The organism is Rhodococcus sp. UNC23MFCrub1.1 (assembly GCF_000686025.1).
GTDB lineage: Bacteria > Actinomycetota > Actinomycetes > Mycobacteriales > Mycobacteriaceae > Rhodococcoides.
In genome coordinates this window covers 1-19,820 of sequence record NZ_JMLQ01000008.1, presented here as the reverse complement: position 1 = coordinate 19,820, position 19,820 = coordinate 1, and the positions used below count along the sequence as shown (strand labels likewise).

The following is a 19,820-nucleotide window of genomic DNA, read 5'->3' as shown; positions in this document are numbered from 1 at the left end:
GGGGCGGTGCACGCTGAGCGCATGCAACCAGCCATCGAAGCAGACAACCTCGTCAAGAACTTCGGCCGACAGCGCGCGGTGGACGGCGTCAGCCTGACCGTTCCCCGCGGCGCGGTCTACGGAGTTCTCGGACCCAACGGAGCGGGAAAGACCACCACGGTCCGCATGCTCGCCACCCTGCTGCGCCCGGACGGCGGCAGCGCACGGGTGTTCGGCCACGACGTCGTCGCGGAGCCCACGGCCGTGCGTTCCCTGGTCGGCGTGACGGGCCAGTACGCGTCGGTCGACGAAGACCTCACCGCAACGGAGAATCTCGTCGTGTTCTCCCGACTGCTCGGCCTCGGCCGTGCCGAGAGCCGACGACGTGCGAACGACCTTCTCGAGGAGTTCGCCCTCACCGAGGCCGCGTCGAAGCCGTTGAAGAATTTCTCCGGAGGAATGCGGCGGCGACTCGACCTGGCCGCGAGCCTCATCTCGACACCTCCGCTGCTGTTCCTGGACGAACCCACCACCGGCCTCGACCCTCGCACGCGCGTACAGATGTGGGACACCATCCGCCGACTCGTGTCCGAGGGCACGACGGTCCTGCTGACCACCCAGTACCTCGACGAGGCCGATCAGCTGTGCGACCGCATCGCCGTCATCGACCGGGGACGCGTCATCGCCGACGGCACGGCCGACAGTCTGAAGGCGTCGGTGGGAACGTCCACGATGACTCTGGTGATCGCCGACCCCGGACGCACCGAGGAGGCACGTGTCCTGGTCAGCACCCGCCTCGGTCTCGACGCGTCCGCGGCCACCGGATCGGGCCGCGTCACGGCGCCAATGAAGGATGCCTCGGCGACACCGGACATTCTGATCTCGTTGCGGGACATCGGGATCGACGTCGCCGAGATCACCGTCGCCAAACCCAGCCTCGACGAGGTCTTCATGTCCATCACCGGTCGGCCCGACTCCGCGGCCGCCACATCCGAGGAGAACGCCGCATGACCACCACCCTGACCAGCCCCACCTCGGCGCCCAGCTTCGTCGACGCCCCGGTCGAGCGGATCTCCGTCTCGATGTCCGCTCGCCACACCGTCACGATGGCGTATCGAGGTCTGCTCAAGCTGAAGCACAACCCGGAGCAACTGTTCGACGTCGTCTTCGTTCCGGTCGTCTTCACCTTGATGTTCACCTACATCTTCGGCGGTGCCATCTCCGGCGACATCGCGAGCTACCTGCCGGTCATCATTCCCGGAATCCTGGTCCAGACGGTCATCACCACGTCGATCGTCACCGGCACGCAACTCCGTGAGGACATGGACAAGGGCGTCTTCGACCGGTTCAAAGCCCTTCCGATCGCACGTATCTCACCGCTGGCGGGCGCACTGCTCGCCGACGTCGTCCGGTACGTCATCGCCACCGTCATCACGTTCTCCACAGGTTTCGCCATGGGCTACCGACCCGAGGGCGGTGCGGTAGGAGTTGCGCTCGCCGGCGGCCTGGTGATCGTGTGCGCATGGTCGATCAGCTGGATCTTCGCCTTGATGGGTGTCCTGATGAGCAAGGCGTCCGCCGTGCAGGGCGTGTCGATGTTGATCCTCTTCCCGTTGACCTTCCTGTCGAACGCCTTCGTCCCGGTGGACACCATGCCCGGATGGCTTCAGGCCTTCGTGAACGTGAACCCGGTTTCCCAGGTGGTCACCGCGGTGCGCGAACTCGCCGGAACCGGCCACGCCGGAATCCATGTGGTGTGGTCGCTGCTGGGCGCGGCGATCATCGTTCTGGTCGTCGCTCCACTCACCGTGCGCACCTACATGCGTAAGGCCTGATCCGTCAGCGCGGCCAGGATCGACTCCGCTGCGGCGGCCCGGGTGCGGGGCCGCCGCAGCAGGGCCGTCTCCACCGCGTCGATGCCGAGCACCCGGCGCGCCAGACCCAGATGCAGGTCGATCGTCATCGACGGGAAGTCCTGTCGCGCCGCGACGGACGTCGCAGCGGCCAGAAGAATCGGTCCTTCGGGCGATCGCCCGCGGGCGATCAGATACGACCCCACGGCGCAGGCCACGGCACCGAGCTGAGGAAGATCCCCTCGCGCCAGAGCACTGCGGGGAGCGCAGACGCGGGTGCGGATCCACCGAACCAGATCCTCCACCCTGCCATGATCGCCGTGCAGCACATGCGCATCCACGCAGGCGCAGGCCAACATCACGGCGTACGGATCTCCGATGTCGTCCCACCCCGACCGGCACTGCTCAGCGGCGTCCCGATACAGCGCCAGACCGGTGGACACATCTCCTCCACGCAGCATCGCCTCCGCCCGAGTTCCGAAAACCGTGGCTCGCGTCTGATGCCTCATCGCCTCGTCGGACGCGACCACCGCAAGCCCCGTGGTGATGCGATCGCCGTGCCCGAACTCCGACAGCAGAGCCAACCCGTCACCGACGCGGTCCGCGGCGACGAGAGACGCAGCGGCGAAGGTCCGCGTCTGAACACTCTCCTCGTACGCGTGGAGGCGCCAGAGCAACTGCGCCCCGTGGAGATAGAACTCGGCGGCCTGCTCGTGCCTCCCGGTCTGTCCGTGGATACTCCCCAGTGACTGAGCAGCCTGAGCCATGCCCCACAGATCGTCGGCATCGTGCGAGATGGACGCCGCGGCGCGAAGATCGCGTTCCGCGCCGTACAGGTCACCGCGGTTCTCCCGCAGCGATCCGCGCAACATCAGCGCGGTACCTCGAATCTCCGGGTCTGCGGATCTGACCGCCTCCGCGAGCACCCTCGCCAGCCCTGTGCCGTCGGCGCGGTGCAGGAGCAGCATCGCTGGGAACCGCAGGGCCGGAGATGTTCCCGGTCTGGCCCGCAGAACGCGTCGCAACGCGGTGCGCGCGCGGGCCGCCTGCCGGGGCGAGCCTCCGTATCCCAGGTGCGACGCCATGAAGACGTAGGCGAACACGACGATGTCGTCGGGGACACCGCGGGGATCGACATCGGTCGCATCGAGAAGGCGCACCGACCAATTGACGACTTCCGAGTGCGCACCCCGCACAGACCACAGGTAGGCAAGAGCGGGGAAGATCGTGAAGACGTCGGACCAGCGCTGTTCGACCGCCGCGATACGGAGCACTGCCAGCAGATTGTCGTGCTCGGCGTCGATCGCCGGAACGACCGCGTTGCGGTTGCCGTTCCGATGCAGTTCGAGGGCCTGCCGTGCGACGGACGAGGCCCACGCGACCATCGCGTCGGTGACCGCGTCGCGCTCGGCGGGGTCGCGTGCCAGGTGCTCCTCGCCGAATTCGCGGACGGTCTCGAGCATGTGGAATCTCATCCCGTCCGACTCGGCCACCGTGAGCAACGAGTGCTCCACCAGACCGTCCACCGCGTCGTCGATGCGGTCACCCGGCTCGAACTCGGCTACCGCCCGCGCAGCATGCGAGGTGATGCCGGCAGGAAAGCGGCACAACCGTCGGAGCGCACGGCGCTGACCGTCGTCGAGCAGTTGCCAACTCCAGTCGATGACGGCATGCAGCGTCCGATGCCGCTCCGGTCGAGTCCGATCCTTGCTGCGCAACAACGAGAATCGATCGGCCACCGCGTTGTCGATCTCCTCGATGCTCATCGACCGAGCACGCGCCGCGGCCAATTCGATGGCCAACGGCAGACCGTCGAGACGGGTGCACAACCGTGCGATCCTGTCCGGGTCGATCACGACGGTCGGTCGTACCGCCCGCGCACGGGCGATGAACAGATCGGTGGCCGGTGAACCGCCCGCATCGACGACCAACGGCGGAAGGGGGTAGATCGACTCAGCAGCGACACCCAGCGGCGTTCGAGACGTCGTCAGGATGCGCACCAGATCGCTCGCCCCGATCACTTCGTCCACCACGCCGGCCACATCGGTCGACACGTGTTCGCAGTTGTCCAGGATCATCAGCAGAGGACGCGATGCCAGCGCGTCCCGAAGCCGGTCACGCGCGGAATGGACAGGACCGATGGGCAAGGACCCCATCACGACGTCCGCCTCGTTCAGTCCCAGGGTTCCACTGATGGCGGCGACCACGTCGTCTCCACTCCGCAGAGGTGCCAACTCGACGACGACAACCGGAACCCGTTGTGTCGCACGACGACCGATCTCGTGAGCCAGGCGCGTCTTGCCACTTCCGCCGGGACCGGTGACGGTCACCAGTCGCGCCCTCGACAGCAGGCTCTCCACCGCCGCGATGTCGTCCGTCCGGCCCACGAGCTCGGTGGAGGCGTGACGGACTCCCACCACCGGGTAGCCCGACAGCGCGACCGGCTCGACCGGAACTGTCGCGCCGAGCAGATCGGCATGCAGTGCCGCGACGACCGGCGACGGATCTATGCCCCACCGATCTGCCAGCAGCTCACGGAGTTCGGCGAACACGGCGATCGCATCGGCCGTGCGACCCGCGGCGTGCAGCGCACTCATCATCGACGACGCCGCGGTCTCGTCGGCACGGTCGCGGTGCCAGCGTCGGCGTGCGATCTCGATCGCGGACGCGTGGTCACCGACATCCGACGACGCAGCCACGGCGATCGAGTCCAGCGTGTCGCGGATGTCTGCCGCAGCCTTCGCGACGTCGGCCGCCACGGTGCTGTCGCCCAGATCACCTCCGGGCTCGCCTCGCCACAGCGCGACCGCGTCGGCAACCGTGTCGAGTGCTTCCGCAGGTTCCAGGGACGATGCCGACGCGGCGAGCAGCTGGGCTCGCCACAGGTCGACGTCGTTCGAATCGAGTGAGAGGCGGTACCCGGCCGGTCCTGTCTCGATCATCGGTGCCACCGACCGCAGACGCGAGACCTGGGTCTGCACGGCGGACTTCGGCGACTCCGGTCCGCCGTCGGGCCAGAGTTCGTCGATGATCGTCGACACCGAGACGAACTTGCCGGGAGTCATCGCGAGAAGCGCCAGCAGTGTCCGCGCTCGCAGACCCGGCACACCCGAGAACTGCGTACCGACGCGGATGCGGACGTCACCCAGCAGGCCCACCACCGGTTGTCCGATGCCGGGCCGCACGTCGTTCGCATCGTCTCGTCCGGTCACCGAGTCGAATGGTATGACCTCGTCGCAACTCACGCCCCGCGGCATACCATCGACCCTGTGCATGCGATCACACTGACCGAATACGGCGACCCCGATGTCATGGTCTGGAGCGAGGTACCCGATCCCGTACCGGGGCCGGGAGAAGTCCTGATCTCCATCGCGGCGTCCGCCGTCAACCGCGCCGATCTGCAGCAACGGCAGGGCAACTACCCGCCGCCCGCCGGCGCCTCCGAGGTGCTCGGTCTCGAGTGCTCCGGTGTGATCGCCGACGTCGGTGCGGACGTCACCTCGTGGAACGTCGGCGATCGGGTCTGCGCGCTGCTCGCGGGTGGCGGCTACGCCGAGCAGGTGGTGGTGCCGGCCGGACAGGTGCTGCCCGTTCCCGACGGGCTCGACCTGCACGTGGCCGCATCGCTGCCCGAGGTCGCGTGCACGGTGTGGTCCAACGTCGTCATGTATGCCGGCTTGTCCGCCGGGGACACGTTGTTGATCCACGGCGGTGGCAGCGGCATCGGCACGCACGCCATCCAGGTGGCGAAGGCCCTCGGCGCGCGCGTCGCGGTGACCGCCGGCTCGGCAGAGAAGCTCGAGATCTGCCGATCGTTCGGCGCGGACATCCTCATCGACTACAAGACCTCGGACTTCACCGAGGAGTTACGGTCCGCGACGGACGGGCACGGTGCCGACGTCATTCTCGACAACATGGGCGCGAAGTACCTGTCCCCCAACATCTCTGCGCTCGCCATGGACGGCCGACTGGTCACGATCGGCATGCAGGGCGGCCGGGTGGCCGAGTTCGACTTCGGCGCGCTGATGGCCAAGCGCGGCAGTGTGCACTGCGCCGGGTTGCGGGCGCGCCCCCTCACCGGCCCGGGCGGCAAGGCCGACATCGTGCGCCAGGTGCGCGAGCACGTGTGGCCGATGATCGCCGACGGTGCGGTCGTGCCCGTCGTGCACGCGGAGGTGCCGGTGTCGGACGCACCGCAGGCTCATCGCATGCTGGACGACCACGCCACGGTGGGCAAGGTGATCCTGCGCGTCCGCTGACGGGCGCGGATCAGGTCAGCGTCTCGAGAACCGTGACGAGCTGGTCGATCTCGTGCCGCGTCGTGTACGGGGCCAGCCCCACCGTGATCGCGCCACCGGCATCGGCGACACCCAGCGACTCGAGCAGGCGGCTGCCGCCGTGCAGGCCACCGACCACGTCGATCCTGTTGTCCGCCAGTCGCACCGCCACCTTGTCGGAGTCGACGCCGTCCACGCTGATGCTCAGGCACGGGATGCGGCTGGACGCCTGACCGATGGCCATGACGTGCGGCAGTGCCGCCACGCGCTCCTGCAGGTACGCGAAGAGCCGATCCTGGTAGTCCTGCAGCGAGCCGATGGACATCTCTAGGCGCTGTCGACGCGTCCCGCTCGCGTTCTCGTCGAGGGCGGCGAGACAGTCGACGGACGCGGTCATGCCCGCGAGCATTGAGTAGTGCAGACCGGCGACCTCGAGCCGCGCCGGACCCTTCGCATCGGTGTCGAGCGCCTGCGACGGCAACCGGTCGAGCAGCTCGGGGTCCCGGAACACCAGCGCTCCGACGCGAGGCCCACCCCAGGCCGCGGCGTTGACGGCGACGACGTCCGCCCGGAGTTCCTCGATGTCGAGCACCGCGTAGGGGGCCGCACCCACCGCGTCGACGACCAGCAGCCCACCGGCGTCGTGCACGAGGTCGGCGGCGACACGGACGTCGGGGGCCGACCCCACCACCGTCGACGCCGCGGTCAGCGCGACGAGCCGAGTGTTCGCCGCGATGAGTTCCCCGAACTGCCAACTGGGGAGCTCGCACGTCTCGATGTCCACCTCGGCCCACTGCACCTGGGCGCCGTACCGATTGGCGATGCGCAGCCACGGTGCCACGTTCGCCTCGTCGTCCAGCCGGGACAGGACGATGCCCGTACCGAGGCCGAGACGCGTGCTGAGGGCTTCCGCGAGAGCGGTCAGGAGGATGCCGTGGTCCGGACCGAGGACCACGCCCTCGGGGGTTCCACCGACCAGATCTGCGACGGCCTGCCGAGCGTCGTCGGCGACCTTCGCGCTGCGCTGCGCGTAGGGGTGCCGACCGATGTGCGTCGATGCGGTCCCACGGAAGGTGGTGGACACGGCCGTGGCCACCCGGTCGGGGATCTGCATGCCCAGCTGCGGATCGAGGTGGATCCAGCCGTCGCCGAGCGAGGGAAACAGCCCTCGTACGCGGGCGACGTCGTAGGTCATGCCGCACACTCTAGGCGCCGACGGCGACAGGGCGGGCACGCACGGGCACGCCCCGGACCCCACCCTGGTGAGCGACCCGGGTCAAGATGGAGACATGACGTCTTCACACGAGCAGAACTCGGACGGCGGCCGCGCGGACGACAGCGCCGACCACGTCGTCGTCATCGGTCCGGACGGGCAGCCGATCGCGCTCAGTCCCCGCGAGGCGGCGGCCGCCGCGGCCCGCGCGAACGTCACCGGGGCCGGCGACTCGTCGGACGGCGACGACCAGGAATCGCTGGCGGACATGGTCGAGCAACCCGCCAAGGTCATGCGCATCGGCACCATGATCAAGCAGCTCCTCGAGGAGGTGCGCGCGGCACCGCTGGACGACGCCAGCCGCACCCGCCTCAAGGAGATCCACACCTCCTCCATCCGTGAGCTCGAGCAGGGACTCGCGCCGGAGTTGCGCGACGAGCTCCAGCGCCTGGCGTTACCCTTCGGCGAGGACGCGGTGCCGTCCGACGCCGAGCTCCGCATCGCCCAGGCACAACTGGTGGGCTGGCTGGAGGGACTGTTCCACGGCATCCAGACGGCACTCTTCGCTCAGCAGATGGCGGCGCGAGCCCAGCTCGAGCAGATGCGCCAGGGTGCACTTCCGCCCGGTGTGTCCATCGGCGGCGGCGGTCAGGGCCAGCACGGGCAGGGCACCGGCCAGTACCTCTGACGGTTCTCGTCTGTAGGGTCGTCGGTCGTGGCAGCACCAGCGATCGACTCGAACACCGGGGATTCGAACTCCGGGGATGCACCCGCGTCCGATTCGCAGACGTTCCGCCGGGCCGTCCGCGATCTCCGGCAGGGCTACGCCCAGCGTGAGCTGTGGCTGAGCCTCGGGTGGCAGGACATCAAGCAGCGGTACCGGCGTTCCGTCATCGGCCCGTTCTGGATCACCATCGCCACGGGTGTGCAGGCCGTCGCGATGGGTCTGCTGTACTCGGTCCTCCTCGACATCGACCTGAAGTCGTTCCTGCCCCACGTCACCGTCGGGCTCATCATCTGGAACCTCATCAGCGCGTCGATCCTCGAGGGCGCCGACGTCTTCGTGGCCAACGAGGGCCTGATCAAGCAGCTGCCGTCGGCACTGAGCGTGCACATCTATCGGCTCGTGTGGCGCCAGGTGCTGCTCCTCGGCCACAACATGCTGATCTACCTGATCATGCTCGCGGTGTTCCGTCCCGAGCTGCACTGGACCATCGTCATGGCGATCCCGGCGTTCGGTCTGATCGTCGTCAACATGGTGTGGGTGTCACTGCTCTTCGGCATCATCGCCACCCGCTATCGCGACCTGGCCCCGATCCTCGGCAGCGTCGTCACGCTGCTGTTCTTCATGACGCCGATCGTGTGGACCACGGCGAATCTGCAGAAGATGGGCGGGGCCGCGGCGGACCGCGCGCGGCTGGTGGAGATCAATCCGCTGTTCCACTACCTCGACATCCTGCGCGCGCCCCTGATCGGCGAGGACCAGCAGGCGTACCACTGGTACATCGTGCTGGCGTTCACCGTGGTCGGCCTGGCCGTCACCATGGTGGCGATGCGTACGTTCCGGGCCCGCGTGCCCTACTGGGTCTGATCGGACGAGACACACATGACAGTCAGCATCGAGACGCACGGCGCGTGCGTCGACTTCCCCATCTTCGACGCCAAGACCCGGTCGCTGAAGAAGGCGTTCCTCGGCAAGGCCGGCGGCACCATCGGACGCAACAGCAGTGACGTCGTCGTCGTGGAGGCGCTGCGCGACATCACGCTCTCACTGAAGGAGGGCGACCGCGTCGGACTGGTCGGCCACAACGGTGCGGGCAAGTCGACGCTCCTGCGCCTGCTGGCGGGCATCTACGAACCCACCCGCGGCAGTGCCGTCGTGCGGGGTCGCGTCGCGCCGGTCTTCGACCTGGGCGTCGGCATGGACCCGGAGATCTCCGGTTACGAGAACATCATCATCCGCGGCCTGTTCCTCGGCCAGACACGCAAGCAGATGATGTCGAAGATCGACGAGATCGCCGACTTCACCGAGCTCGGCGAGTACCTCGACATGCCGCTGCGCACCTACTCGACGGGCATGCGCGTGCGCATCGCCATGGGCGTCGTCACGAGCATCGACCCCGAGATCCTGCTGCTCGACGAGGGCATCGGCGCTGTCGACGCCGAGTTCATGAAGAAGGCGCGCACTCGTCTGCAGAAGCTCGTGCAGCGCTCGGGCATCCTCGTCTTCGCCTCGCACTCCAACGAGTTCCTCGCCCAGCTCTGCGATTCGGCGATGTGGATCGATCACGGCCACGTGCGGCAGCAGGGCGGCATCGAGGAGGTCGTGCGGTCGTACGAGGGCGACGACGCGGGAGACCACGTCGCGCACGTCATTCGTGAGCTGGAGGCCGCGGATCGTGACCAGGCCGATCACGACCCGCATGCCTGAGTTCATCGTCGGCGTGGTGGTCACCCACCGGCGCCGCGAGCTGCTGGCCCAGTCCCTCGCCGTCCTGACGTCGCAGACCCGTCCGCTCGACCATCTGATCGTGGTGGACAACGCGAACGAGACCGCGGTCCGCGAGCTCGTCGAGAGCGCAGACGTGCCGACCACCTACCTCGGGAGCAAGCACAACCTCGGTGGAGCCGGCGGCTTCGCGCTGGGGATGCTGCACGCGCTGTCCCTCGGTGCCGAGCGGGTGTGGCTCGCCGACGACGACGGCAGGCCGGAGGGGCCGGACGTCCTCGCCGCGCTCCTCGACTGCGCGGTGCGCCACGGCCTCGACGAGGTCTCCCCCGTCGTGTGCGACATCGACGATCCCGATCACCTCGCGTTCCCGCTGCGACGCGGCACCGCGTGGCGACGGTGGCGGTCCGAACTCGGTGACGAGGAGTTGTTGCCGTCCTACGCGTCGTTGTTCAACGGTGCGTTGTTCTCGGCCGCTGCGATCGACGCCGTCGGTGTCCCCGACCTCCGGCTCTTCGTCCGCGGCGACGAGGTCGAGATCCACCGTCGCCTCACACGCTCGGGGCTGGCTTTCGGCACGTGCCTGCAGACCGCGTACCTGCATCCGAACGGCGCCGACGAGTTCAAGCCGATCCTCGGCGGCCGGATGCACACGCAGTATCCGGACGACGCCACCAAGCGCTACTTCACCTACCGCAACCGCGGATACCTGATGGCTCAACCCGGCATGCGCAAGCTTCTCCCGCAGGAATGGGTGCGCTTCGGGTGGTACTTCGTGGTCACACGACGGGACCTCCGCGGCCTGCGCGAGTGGTTGCGTCTGCGCAAGCTCGGCCGGGATGAGTACTTCCGCAAACCCTGAACTACGGTATGTCCCCATGACGAGTGGACGGTGCGGGTGATGCGGTGGAGCCGACGCGTCAGAGCCTCGGCGCGGGGCAAGGTCGTGCAGGCAGTCCAGGACGCCGTGGCACCCGAGGCCGACCGTCGTCACAGTGAGTTGATAGACCTGATCACGGGTCAGGCGAAGACGATCGCCGACCTCCAGGAATCCATCACCACGCTGGAGTTCCGAATGCGCCGCGACATCCCGTTCGCCTCGGACCTCGAGGCCACCGCCTCGAGTGCCGACTTCGTGGAGGACCACCTCCCGCGGACGCCGTCGTTCACCCGTCCCGACCTCACGTTGCGGCACGCCCTGGGTGCGGTGTCCATCGACGGCATGGCACTCGAGTTCGGGGTCGCCACCGGGACCACGCTGGCGATCATCGTCGACGAGTGGCGCCGCGCCGCCAACGTCGGAGTCATCGCCGGCTTCGACACCTTCGAGGGCCTGCCGGAGGACTGGCGCACCGGCTTCGAGGCCGGGACCTTCGCTCAGGACGCTCTACCGGACGTTCCGGGAGCGCACCTGGTGAAGGGCATGTTCCAGCAGACCCTCGGGCCGTTCCTGTCGAAGAACCGCGGCCCGGTCGCGTTCCTGCACCTCGACGCCGACCTGTACTCGTCGACCGACTTCGTCCTGCGTCGTCTCGAGTCACGGCTGGTGCCGGGCACCGTCATCGTGTTCGACGAGTTCTTCAACTTCCCCGGCTGGGCCCTGCACGAGTACAAGGCGTGGACCGAGTTCGTCCACCGCACCGGGGTGACGTTCGAGTACCTCGCCTACACGTCCAACAACGAGCAGGTGGCGGTCCGGCTCACCTGACCGATTCGGTGGTCGGAGCATCGGCGTCGATCCCGTAGAGCCGGGCCCAGTTCTCGCGTGCGATGAGATCGGCACCGGCCGCACGGTACTGCTCCTGCAGAGCAGGAGCCTCCCGCCGCAGACGCCGCATCACCTTGACGGCACGCACCATCAGCGCGACCCCACGTGCTTTGTCCCGCTTGCGGATTCGAACACCGCCCTGCGATGCGTCGGTGACCACGACATGGTCGAACCTGGCGATGTGCCACCAGTGGGCGTCCTCGCGCGTGACGCCGACGAGACCGCCGATCGTGCGTCCGAGGAACTGGTCGACACCGCGCTTGGCCAACACCGCTCGCATCGCGCTCGGCTCCCCGCCCGCTCGCGACACCCGCACCTCCGCGGAGGGCACCGGCGCGGTGGCCGCCGGGTGCATGATCGTCTCCGGGTACTCCTTGCGGTCGGCTCGGATACGAGCCATCGCCGCCATGCCGCCGTCGGACAGATGGTCCGGCCCCGACAGCCAGTCCTCGATACCCTTCAAGGTGGTGTGGGCGAGGCCGTACTGCATTCCGACGACGTACTCGGCGATGTGCCGCAGGAACATTCGCGACAACACCGTCGTGTTCAGGTCGCTGTGCAGAGACCCGACGATCAGCGAGTTGCGCGTGCTGAAGTACCGCGCCCAGTCGTCGAAATCCTTCCAGTAGAAGTCGGCGTGCCACACCGCCGCGTTGGGCAGCGTGACGGTCGGGAAGCCGGCACGGCCGGCGCGCACGCCGTACTCCACGTCGTCCCACTGGAAGAACATGGGAAGCGGGAGACCGATCTCCTCGACGACCTCGGACGGGATCAGGCACGTCCACCAGGCGTTGTAGCCGGCGTCGACCCGGCGCTCCTGGTTCTTCTTGATCATGCTCTTGTTGGACAACGCCTTTCCGACGGTGCGACCGTGCTGCAGGTGCAGGAAGTCCACCTCCTCCGCGCCGACGTTGAGGTAGTCGGGATTGAGCAGGAACAGCATCTGCGCACCGACCAGGGTCGGCTGCGCCGTGACGTTGGCGAAGGCGCTCAGACGCAGCACCGTCTCCGGCTCACACAGGATGTCGTCGTCCATGAGGATGACGTCGACACCACTCCGAGACGCGGTCACCTCGTACAGTCCGCGTGTGAAGCCGCCCGCACCACCGAGATTGGGCTGCCGGAGGTACACCAGGGTGTCGCCCATCCGCGCCCGCGCATCGGCGAACTCCGGCTGATCCTGCACGAGGTCGGTGCCCTGATCCACGACGTGCACGGTGTCGATCAGCGACAACACCACGTCGTCGGACGCCAGTGCGGCCACCGTGTGCGCACAGTCCGTGGCGCGGTTGAACGTGCAGATGGCAATGGCCACCGGACGTCTCGGCACCGTGGTGGCGTGGGTCCACTCGAGGCAGTCGACGACGGCGGACTCGCCGAACGTCTCGAACTCCAGCCAGAGGGCACCCCCGTCGACGAACTTGTCGAGCGGAGCCTCGAATGTCAGCACGGCGTCGCTCCGCGTCTCCTGCACCGACACGATGCGGCGGTGACCGGCGATGTCCGAGGCCAGCAGTCGCACTCGGACACGGCCGCTCGTCGCGATGCGCAGAGACGCCGTGACCGCGCCGACCGTGGTCCACCGCTGCCAGTAGGACGCCGCGAAGCGCCCGAAGTACGTGTTGGTGTGAGCGAAAGAGTTCTTCGCGAGCGTCATGTCGTGGCGCCTGCGATCCCCGCTGCCCTTCTCGATCTGCACGTACAGATCGGGATTCACTCTGGTGGAGGGGCCGAGGAAGACGCCTCGCTGGAGGACCAACCTGTCGTGGCCGCTGTGCGGAATCGTCGCGGGCGCGGTCGACTGCATCGGTTGTCCAACTCCTGACAGTAGAGACAGGCGTGCTCGTCGCACCCCGTAACAAATGAGACCGGTCTGTGACCTACGATAACAACCGGGAGGGTTCCGTCGCGTCCATGACACTTGCGGGGAACGACGTGTCGGTCAGGAAGCGAGGACGGTGTGACGCACACGCCTGTCGTGACCTCGGTCGAGACGTCCCGTCGAGAGCGCTGGTCCTGGGGTCTCGGATCCGGTGTGGTGGTGGTGCTGGGATTCGTCGCGATCCTCGTGAGCGACCATCGCTTCTTCTACCTCGACGACACCGAGTCGGGCGCGGTGGGCAACTGGCTGGCTCTAGGCCGACTGCTGCGTGAAGGGCAGTTCCTCCCCCTCGTCACCACCCAGTGGATGGCCGGCAACTACCCGGTCGAGGGCCAGGGTGGACTCTGGAATCCCGTGCAGATGATCGTCAACCTCATCTCACCGTCGGTGGACGACCTGGCACTGCTCGCTGCCGTCGTCAAGATCTTCTTCGCCGTGGTGCTGGCGATCGGCGTCTACCGCGTGGCTCTCGAGTACGGATCCAGGCCCTCCTGGGCGGCGGTCGCTGCGACTGCCACGCCGTTCGCGGGATTCACCCTCTTCTTCGAGCAGCCGTCCTGGGTGACGTCGCTGATCGGCATGGCCTGGGTGATCAATGCCTGGGCGAGTGCCGTGCGCTATGCCCGCGGCACCTCCGGTCCGCTACCGGTCTTCGCGTTTCTCTACCTCGCCATCAGCGTGGGGTACGTCCACGCGGCCCTCATGGCCGGAGTCGCCGCGGGCGCGGTGATGATCGGCGAGTACCTGCGTGCGCGCGTCCTGATGCCGGTGATCCGACTCGGGGCCGTATCGATCGCCGCCGCCCTGTGCGGCGCCGTCACGTTCCTCCCCGGCGTCCTCACCTCGGGCGTCACCTGGCGCTCGGGCGCCGAGGGAACCCTCAACGACAACTTCCTCGTGGTCCCCTGGTCGGAGACCTTCAGCGCGAGCCTGCCGTCGGCGGTGACCAGCATGGAGTCGTGGAGTGGCGAGACCACCATGGCCCCGGTCACCTACATCGCCTGGTTCCTCGTCCCGGCTGTGGCATTCGTCGACTGGCGCCGTGTGCCGACGGTCGTGCGCGAACTGTCCGGTCCCCTCATCGTTCTCGGCGCCCTGCTCCTGTACACCGCGGGGCCGTCCGACATCGGGCCGATCCGTTGGCCCGGACGACTGCTGCCCTTCGTCGCTGCCGCCCTGCTCATCATCGCCGCAGTTCTGCTGAGCCGTTTCGGAACCCTGCGCTCTCTGCGCGGCCGACTGACCGCCGCCGGCGTCATCACGGGCGTCCTGCTGATCCGCGCGCTGTCGTCCGGACCGCAACTGGCCGGCCGACACCTGCTGTCCGTCCTCTTCGTCGTCGTTCTCGGCGGGCTCGTCGTCGCCGTCTTCCGCGCGCGCAGGACGACCGCCGCCACCGCGCTGCTCATGGTGTCTGTCATTCCCGTGGCGCTGTACCAGATCCACAACTACCGGCCCGTTCTGAGCGAGTGGAACTTTCCGTCGTCTCAGCAGGAGGCGCGTGCGGAGTTCCCGGACTGGACCGGGACCACGCTGCAACTGGGCGATCGGGCCTTGTCCGACAGATCGCCCGAGGACGCCACGGATCGCTGGCGTGCGCAGGTGTACGGCAACTACGCCAAGGTGCTCGACCTGAACTACGTCAGCGCCTACACGCCGGTCGGCCACCAGGCGTTCTCGGAACTGTTGTGCGTCGCCTACGAGGGCACCACCTGCCCCGATGCGTACCGCAACGTGTTCCGTCCCGACGTCTACACCGGGCGGACCACGGCGGATCTGATGTTGCTCGACCGCGTCGTCGTCCAGAAGGCGCAGTACCCGATGTGGCGGCAGCTGCCGGTTCCTCCCGGATGGCGCTGGGTCGACGTCCCACGACCGCAGTCCGACCAGGTCGCCGTCCTCGAACGGGTCGACGGGCCGGTGTCGACGCAGGAGGGCACCGTGTCCGCGACGGTGAACGCCGACGTCGAGCCGGTGCGCTCGAGCGACGTCGACGAGAGCCTGCGGGTGAGCTCCGCCGCCGGCGGCAGCGTGGTCTTCGCCAGGCTCGCCTGGCCCGGATACACGGCCACTCTGAACGGACAGCCGTTGCAGACCAAGGGGCTGGGCGACACCTTCCTCTACGTCGACCTGCCCCCGGGTACCACCGACGCCGATCTCGAGCTGACTTTCCGCCCGCCCGGGTTTCGGCTCGGACTGGCTGCCATGGGCGCTGGAATCGTCGTTCTGCTGGGCCTCGTCGTGCTCGACGTCCGACGACGGTTCTCCGCGCGACCGCAGTCGTCGGCCGCTCGCTCGTCGGCAACCGGCCCCTCTGCGTTATAGGGTCGGCTCTCGTGACTGACGATCAGCTTCCGCACCGGATCTCGGTCATCGTTCCCGTCTACCAGGGTGAGAGGACCCTCGGCCCGTTGACCGACGAGCTCGAGACCCTCACCCGGCCCTTTCTGACCCCCGGTCGCCGACTCGCGGTGGTCGAGGAGGTCCTGTTGGTGTTCGACCACGGCCCGGACGGATCCGCGGCCGTCATCCGAGACCTGGCGGACCGTCACTCGTTCGTCCGCGGAATCTGGCTCAGTCGCAACTTCGGGCAGCACCCCGCGACGCTCGCGGGCATGGCCTCGAGTGGCGGCGAGTGGATCGTCACGATGGACGAGGACGGGCAGCACGATCCCGCCGACATCGGCGGACTTCTCGACACCGCACTCGACGAGCAGGCCTCGGTCGTCTACGCCCGCGGTACCAACCCCGCCCCGCACGGACTGTGGCGCAACGCGACGAGCAAGGGTTCGAAGTGGCTCATCGCCAAGGCGTTGGCCGGTGAGAACACCGTGCAGTACAGCAGCTTCCGCATGGTCGTGGGCGAGGTCGGACGGTCGGTGGCCGCCTACGCCGGATCCGAGGCGTACCTCGACGTCGCACTCGGGTGGATCGCCGGCAGTGTGACCACCAGCCCGGTGACGCTGCGCGAGGAACAGGGACGGCGTTCCGGCTACAACCTGCGGACCCTGCTGTCCCACTTCTGGCGCATGGTTCTCTCCAGCGGCACCAAGGGTTTGCGTCTGGTCAGCGTGCTGGGGGTGGTGTTCGCCGTTCTCGGTCTCGTCCTGGTCGCCTATCTCCTCGTCGTGTACACGTTCTTCGACCCGGACACCGAGGTCCGCGGCTGGGCGTCCACCATGGTCGTCCTGCTGTTCGGATTCGGGGCCACCCTGTTCTCTCTCGGCGTCGTCGCCGAGTACGTCGGCGTCAACGTGAAGACCGCGATGGGAAAGCCTCCCTATCTGATCGTGGGCGATCCGGCTGCCGGGCCACTGGGTCGGGCCGACCGGGTGTCCCCGAGCCCGGACGCCGAGAACCGGGACGCCGAGAACCCCGACCTCTCGTGACGACGTTGTCCTGGGTCGTCGGGAGTGGTGGACTTCTCGGCTCGGCCGTCTCCGCCGAACTCGCCCGTCGTGGGCACCGGGTGGTGACCGAGATGATCCCGTGGCTCGACGAGGACGCGGCGCGCACCGTGATCACCTCTCGCGCGCGAGCGGTGGCCACCTCCGACGCACGTCGCGTCAATGTCGTGTGGTGTGCGGGCGCAGGCGTCAACGGCACGCCGCGCGCAGCCTTCGACCGGGAGAACGACCTGTTCGCGCACGCCTTGGCACAGCTCGAGTCGTATGCGGTCCCGAGGCCGGAGCCTGTCACCGTCTTCCATGCGTCGTCCGCCGGTGGGGTCTACGCGGGCACGCCCGACGCACCGCACGACGAGTCGAGCGCGGTCGCGCCGCTGGGCGAGTACGGCCACGCGAAGCTACGCGCCGAGCAGAGAGCGGTGGACTTCGGTCGACGCACCGATGCGTCGGTGGTGGTCGGCCGCTTCGCCAACCTGTACGGACCGGGACAGAACCTGTCGAAGCCGCAGGGACTCATCTCCCACCTGTGCCGCGGGTACCTGCTGGCATCACCCATCTCGATCTATGTGCCCATCGACACCCTGCGCGACTACCTCTACATCTCCGATGCGGCAGAGATGGTGGCGGACGCCCTGGACGTCGCCGCGCGGGAGCGCACGGAGCCCGTCACCAAGATCTTCGCCTCGGGGAATGCCGTCACCATCGGCGCCATTCTCGGCGCGTGCAGGTCCGTCTTCCGTCGGCGGCCGCTCGTCGTCCAGGCCGCCTCCCCGTTGTCCTCGCTCCAGGGCCGTGACCTGCGTCTTCGATCCACCGTCTGGCCCGAGATCGATCGCAGGACTCACCGCACGCTGCCCGCCGGCATCGCCTCGACGCTGGAGTCCATCCGGTCCTCGCTCCTCGCCGGCCACCGCGGGTGACGAGCCCGGAGCGGGTCCGCGAGTTTGTGCCACGGTGAACGCTGCTGAGACACTGCCGTGGTGACCGCCGATCAACCTGCCGACGACGACCGTGTCGTCGTGGACGCGCAGCCGGTCGGCCCGCTCCTCCGCCTGATGGGCAACCAAGGACTCGTCTTTCTCCTGGTGGGCGGCTTCAACACGGTGCTCGGCACCGTCTGGTTCATCGTCTGGCAGCTCGCGATCGGTGACACGCTCGGCTATCACGCCGCGATCGTGCTCGGCTACCTGTGCAATGTGCTGACTGCCTTCTGCACGAATCGCTACCTGGTCTTCCGGGTGCGGGGACACGTGCTTCGCGACTTCTGGCGGTTCGTCGTGGTCAACTCCGGGGCCTTCGCGGTGAACCTCGCCGCGATGACCGTGGCCGTCTCGGTACTCGGATTCGCACCCATCCCGTCACAGCTGGTCATCACACTGCTCACCGCCTGCATCAGCTTCTTCGGCTACCGCGACTTCTCGTTCAAGCGCTCGTCCTCGGTGAAAGGTTCCTGACATGGCACCCCGCGTGTCGATCGTGGTCCCGGCGTACAACAACGCCGACTTCATCGGCGAGACCATCGAGTCGATCCTGAGTCAGACCTACCGAGACTTCGAGCTGGTGATCGCCGATCACGCGTCGACCGACTCCACCCTCGACGTCATCGCCCGCTACGACGACGATCGCATCCGGGTCGAGCACACGGAGGCAGGCGGCGGTGCGAAACGCAACTGGGACAGAGTGAGTCGACTGGCCACGGGCGAGCTCATCAAACTCGTGTGCGGCGACGACACGATCACAGAGACGTCGATCGCCGACCAGGTCGCCGCGTTCGACGCGCACCCGTCGGCCGTCCTGGTGGCGTCGCAACGCACGCTCGTCGACGCCGCCGGCAAGACCATCATCGCCACGCGTGGACTGGGAAAGTTGTCCGGCCTCGTCGACGGACGCACGGCCGCACGCACCGCGGTGCTCGCCGGCTCCAACATCTTCGGTGAGCCGGGATGCGTCCTGATGCGACGAGACGCCCTCGCCGACATCGGCTGGTGGGACAACGACCACCCGTTCCTCATCGATCAGGCGACCTTCACGGAGGTCGCACTCAAGGGTGACGTGGTGGCCATCCGCTCGTCGCTCGCGGCGTTCCGCATCAATGCCGGGCAGTGGAGCGTGCGCCTGGCGCGGGAACAGGCGGGGCAGGCCGCGGGATTCCATCGGAAACTGCGCGCGGCCTACCCGGACCTGCTGTCCGAGAACGACGTTCGTATCGGTAATGCTCGCGCGCTCGTGACGTCGTTCCTGCGCCGCGCGGTGTACGTGCTGCTGCGGCGGCGCATCACGCACCAGCCGCCGGAACCCGTCTGATCAGAGCGTCCGTTCGCCGGCCGATGCGTAGGCCGCTTCGGTCGCGGCTTTCTGCGGCGCCCACCAGGATTCGTTGTCGCGGTACCAGTCGATGGTGGCGGCGAGTCCGCTGCGGAAGTCGGAGTAGCGGGGTGTCCAGCCGAGTTCGGTGCGCAGGCGGGTGCTGTCGATGGCGTAGCGCAGGTCGTGGCCGGGGCGGTCGGTGACGAAGTCGAAGTCGGCCTTGTCGTGGCCGCAGAGTTCGAGGATGGTCTCGACGACGGTGCGGTTGTCGACCTCGCCGTCGGCGCCGATGAGGTAGGTCTGGCCGAGGGCGCCCTTGTCGATGATGGTCCAGACGGCGGTGTTGTGGTCCTCGACGTGGATCCAGTCGCGGACGTTGAGTCCGGCGCCGTAGAGCTTGGGGCGGATGCCGGTGAGGACGCCGGTGATCTGGCGGGGGATGAACTTCTCGACGTGCTGGTAGGGGCCGTAGTTGTTGGAGCAGTTGGAGATGGTGGCGCGGACGCCGAAGGATCGGGTCCAGGCTCGCACCAGCAGGTCGCTGGAGGCCTTGGTGGAGGAGTACGGCGAGGAGGGGTTGTAGGGGGTGTTCTCGGTGAACCGGGCGGGGTCGTCCAGCTCGAGGTCGCCGTAGACCTCGTCGGTGGAGATGTGGTGGTAGCGGACGTCGTGGGTGCGGACCGCT

16 protein-coding genes and 1 pseudogene are annotated in these 19,820 nt (G+C 67.9%); 13 read left to right on the top strand and 4 right to left on the bottom strand.

Going from position 1 to position 19,820, the window contains the following annotated elements; all coding sequences use genetic code 11:
- Positions 1–75: 75 nt before the first annotated feature.
- Positions 76–990, top strand: a pseudogene (locus tag BR07_RS0117665) (ATP-binding cassette domain-containing protein); the annotation flags it as partial.
- Entirely contained in the window at positions 987–1,814 is an 828-nt protein-coding gene (locus BR07_RS0117660; RefSeq protein WP_027506565.1) for an ABC transporter permease, read from the top strand. The pseudogene BR07_RS0117665 and the gene BR07_RS0117660, both read left to right, overlap by 4 nt.
- Here BR07_RS0117660 and BR07_RS0117655 read toward each other — a convergent pair.
- Positions 1,796–5,044, bottom strand: a complete 3,249-nt coding sequence (locus BR07_RS0117655; RefSeq protein WP_037186505.1) for a BTAD domain-containing putative transcriptional regulator — start codon at positions 5,042–5,044, stop codon at positions 1,796–1,798. The two genes, BR07_RS0117660 and BR07_RS0117655, sit on opposite strands and share 19 nt — an antisense overlap.
- Before the next feature lie 57 nt (positions 5,045–5,101).
- On the opposite strand from BR07_RS0117655, the gene BR07_RS0117650 reads away from it, so the two are divergent.
- Entirely contained in the window at positions 5,102–6,091 is a 990-nt protein-coding gene (locus BR07_RS0117650) for an NAD(P)H-quinone oxidoreductase (protein WP_027506563.1), read from the top strand.
- A 10-nt stretch (positions 6,092–6,101) separates the two neighbouring features.
- Here BR07_RS0117650 and BR07_RS0117645 read toward each other — a convergent pair whose 3' ends face one another.
- Positions 6,102–7,304, bottom strand: coding sequence for a cysteine desulfurase-like protein (locus tag BR07_RS0117645; protein ID WP_027506562.1), 1,203 nt, complete (start codon positions 7,302–7,304; stop codon positions 6,102–6,104).
- Positions 7,305–7,398: 94 nt separating this feature from the next.
- Here BR07_RS0117645 and BR07_RS0117640 point away from each other — a divergent pair, with 94 nt between their 5' ends.
- The 5 genes from BR07_RS0117640 to BR07_RS0117620 are packed head-to-tail and all read left to right on the top strand — an operon-like array spanning position 7,399 to position 11,479.
- Positions 7,399–8,010, top strand: coding sequence for a bacterial proteasome activator family protein (locus tag BR07_RS0117640; RefSeq protein ID WP_051613544.1), 612 nt, complete (start codon positions 7,399–7,401; stop codon positions 8,008–8,010).
- Positions 8,011–8,037: 27 nt separating this feature from the next.
- Positions 8,038–8,913, top strand: coding sequence for a galactan export ABC transporter permease subunit Wzm/RfbD (gene wzm, locus BR07_RS0117635; protein WP_027506560.1), 876 nt, complete (start codon positions 8,038–8,040; stop codon positions 8,911–8,913).
- Between the two features lie 15 nt (positions 8,914–8,928).
- The gene (gene wzt, locus BR07_RS0117630; RefSeq protein ID WP_027506559.1) at positions 8,929–9,753 is read left to right on the top strand and encodes a galactan export ABC transporter ATP-binding subunit Wzt/RfbE; all 825 of its coding nucleotides are present in this window, start codon (positions 8,929–8,931) and stop codon (positions 9,751–9,753) included.
- A complete protein-coding gene (gene glfT1 / locus BR07_RS0117625; protein WP_027506558.1) occupies positions 9,746–10,633 on the top strand; it encodes a galactofuranosyltransferase GlfT1 in 888 nt (295 codons plus the stop codon). The genes wzt and glfT1 overlap by 8 nt, the downstream gene beginning before the upstream one ends.
- A gap of 39 nt (positions 10,634–10,672) precedes the next feature.
- Positions 10,673–11,479 (top strand): class I SAM-dependent methyltransferase, encoded by an 807-nt coding sequence (locus BR07_RS0117620; protein ID WP_027506557.1) that lies wholly within the window; start codon positions 10,673–10,675, stop codon positions 11,477–11,479.
- Here BR07_RS0117620 and BR07_RS0117615 read toward each other — a convergent pair.
- Positions 11,472–13,346, bottom strand: coding sequence for a glycosyltransferase (locus tag BR07_RS0117615; protein WP_051613543.1), 1,875 nt, complete (start codon positions 13,344–13,346; stop codon positions 11,472–11,474). The genes BR07_RS0117620 and BR07_RS0117615 overlap by 8 nt on opposite strands.
- 153 nt (positions 13,347–13,499) lie before the next feature.
- On the opposite strand from BR07_RS0117615, the gene BR07_RS0117610 reads away from it, so the two are divergent.
- The 5 genes from BR07_RS0117610 to BR07_RS0117590 are packed head-to-tail and all read left to right on the top strand — an operon-like array spanning position 13,500 to position 19,132.
- Positions 13,500–15,746 carry a hypothetical protein gene (locus BR07_RS0117610; protein ID WP_051613542.1) on the top strand — a complete coding sequence of 749 codons (2,247 nt, stop codon included), beginning with the start codon at positions 13,500–13,502 and terminating at the stop codon, positions 15,744–15,746.
- A 38-nt stretch (positions 15,747–15,784) separates the two neighbouring features.
- Positions 15,785–16,810: a glycosyltransferase gene (locus BR07_RS0117605; protein ID WP_027506554.1), complete on the top strand. Its 1,026-nt coding sequence runs from the start codon at positions 15,785–15,787 to the stop codon at positions 16,808–16,810.
- Positions 16,807–17,748, top strand: coding sequence for an NAD-dependent epimerase/dehydratase family protein (locus BR07_RS0117600; protein WP_027506553.1), 942 nt, complete (start codon positions 16,807–16,809; stop codon positions 17,746–17,748). Before BR07_RS0117605 ends, BR07_RS0117600 begins: the two co-directional genes overlap by 4 nt.
- 60 nt (positions 17,749–17,808) lie before the next feature.
- Entirely contained in the window at positions 17,809–18,282 is a 474-nt protein-coding gene (locus BR07_RS0117595; protein WP_231476428.1) for a GtrA family protein, read from the top strand.
- 1 nt (position 18,283) lies between these two features.
- Positions 18,284–19,132: a glycosyltransferase family 2 protein gene (locus tag BR07_RS0117590; RefSeq protein WP_027506551.1), complete on the top strand. Its 849-nt coding sequence runs from the start codon at positions 18,284–18,286 to the stop codon at positions 19,130–19,132.
- Here BR07_RS0117590 and BR07_RS25300 read toward each other — a convergent pair.
- Positions 19,133–19,820 (bottom strand): dTDP-glucose 4,6-dehydratase (locus tag BR07_RS25300; protein ID WP_027506353.1); only part of this gene is annotated, 688 nt, incomplete at its 5' end.

Bases quoted from the DNA above. Each gene is read 5' to 3' on its own strand.
- BR07_RS0117660 (WP_027506565.1), top strand. From the start codon at position 987: ATGACCACCACCCTGACCAGCCCCACCTCGGCGCCCAGCTTCGTCGAC.
- BR07_RS0117645 (WP_027506562.1), bottom strand. From the start codon at position 7,304: ATGACCTACGACGTCGCCCGCGTACGAGGGCTGTTTCCCTCGCTCGGC.
- BR07_RS0117640 (WP_051613544.1), top strand. From the start codon at position 7,399: ATGACGTCTTCACACGAGCAGAACTCGGACGGCGGCCGCGCGGACGAC.
- wzt (WP_027506559.1), top strand. From the start codon at position 8,929: ATGACAGTCAGCATCGAGACGCACGGCGCGTGCGTCGACTTCCCCATC.
- glfT1 (WP_027506558.1), top strand. From the start codon at position 9,746: ATGCCTGAGTTCATCGTCGGCGTGGTGGTCACCCACCGGCGCCGCGAG.
- BR07_RS0117620 (WP_027506557.1), top strand. From the start codon at position 10,673: ATGCGGTGGAGCCGACGCGTCAGAGCCTCGGCGCGGGGCAAGGTCGTG.
- BR07_RS0117615 (WP_051613543.1), bottom strand. From the start codon at position 13,346: ATGCAGTCGACCGCGCCCGCGACGATTCCGCACAGCGGCCACGACAGG.
- BR07_RS0117590 (WP_027506551.1), top strand. From the start codon at position 18,284: ATGGCACCCCGCGTGTCGATCGTGGTCCCGGCGTACAACAACGCCGAC.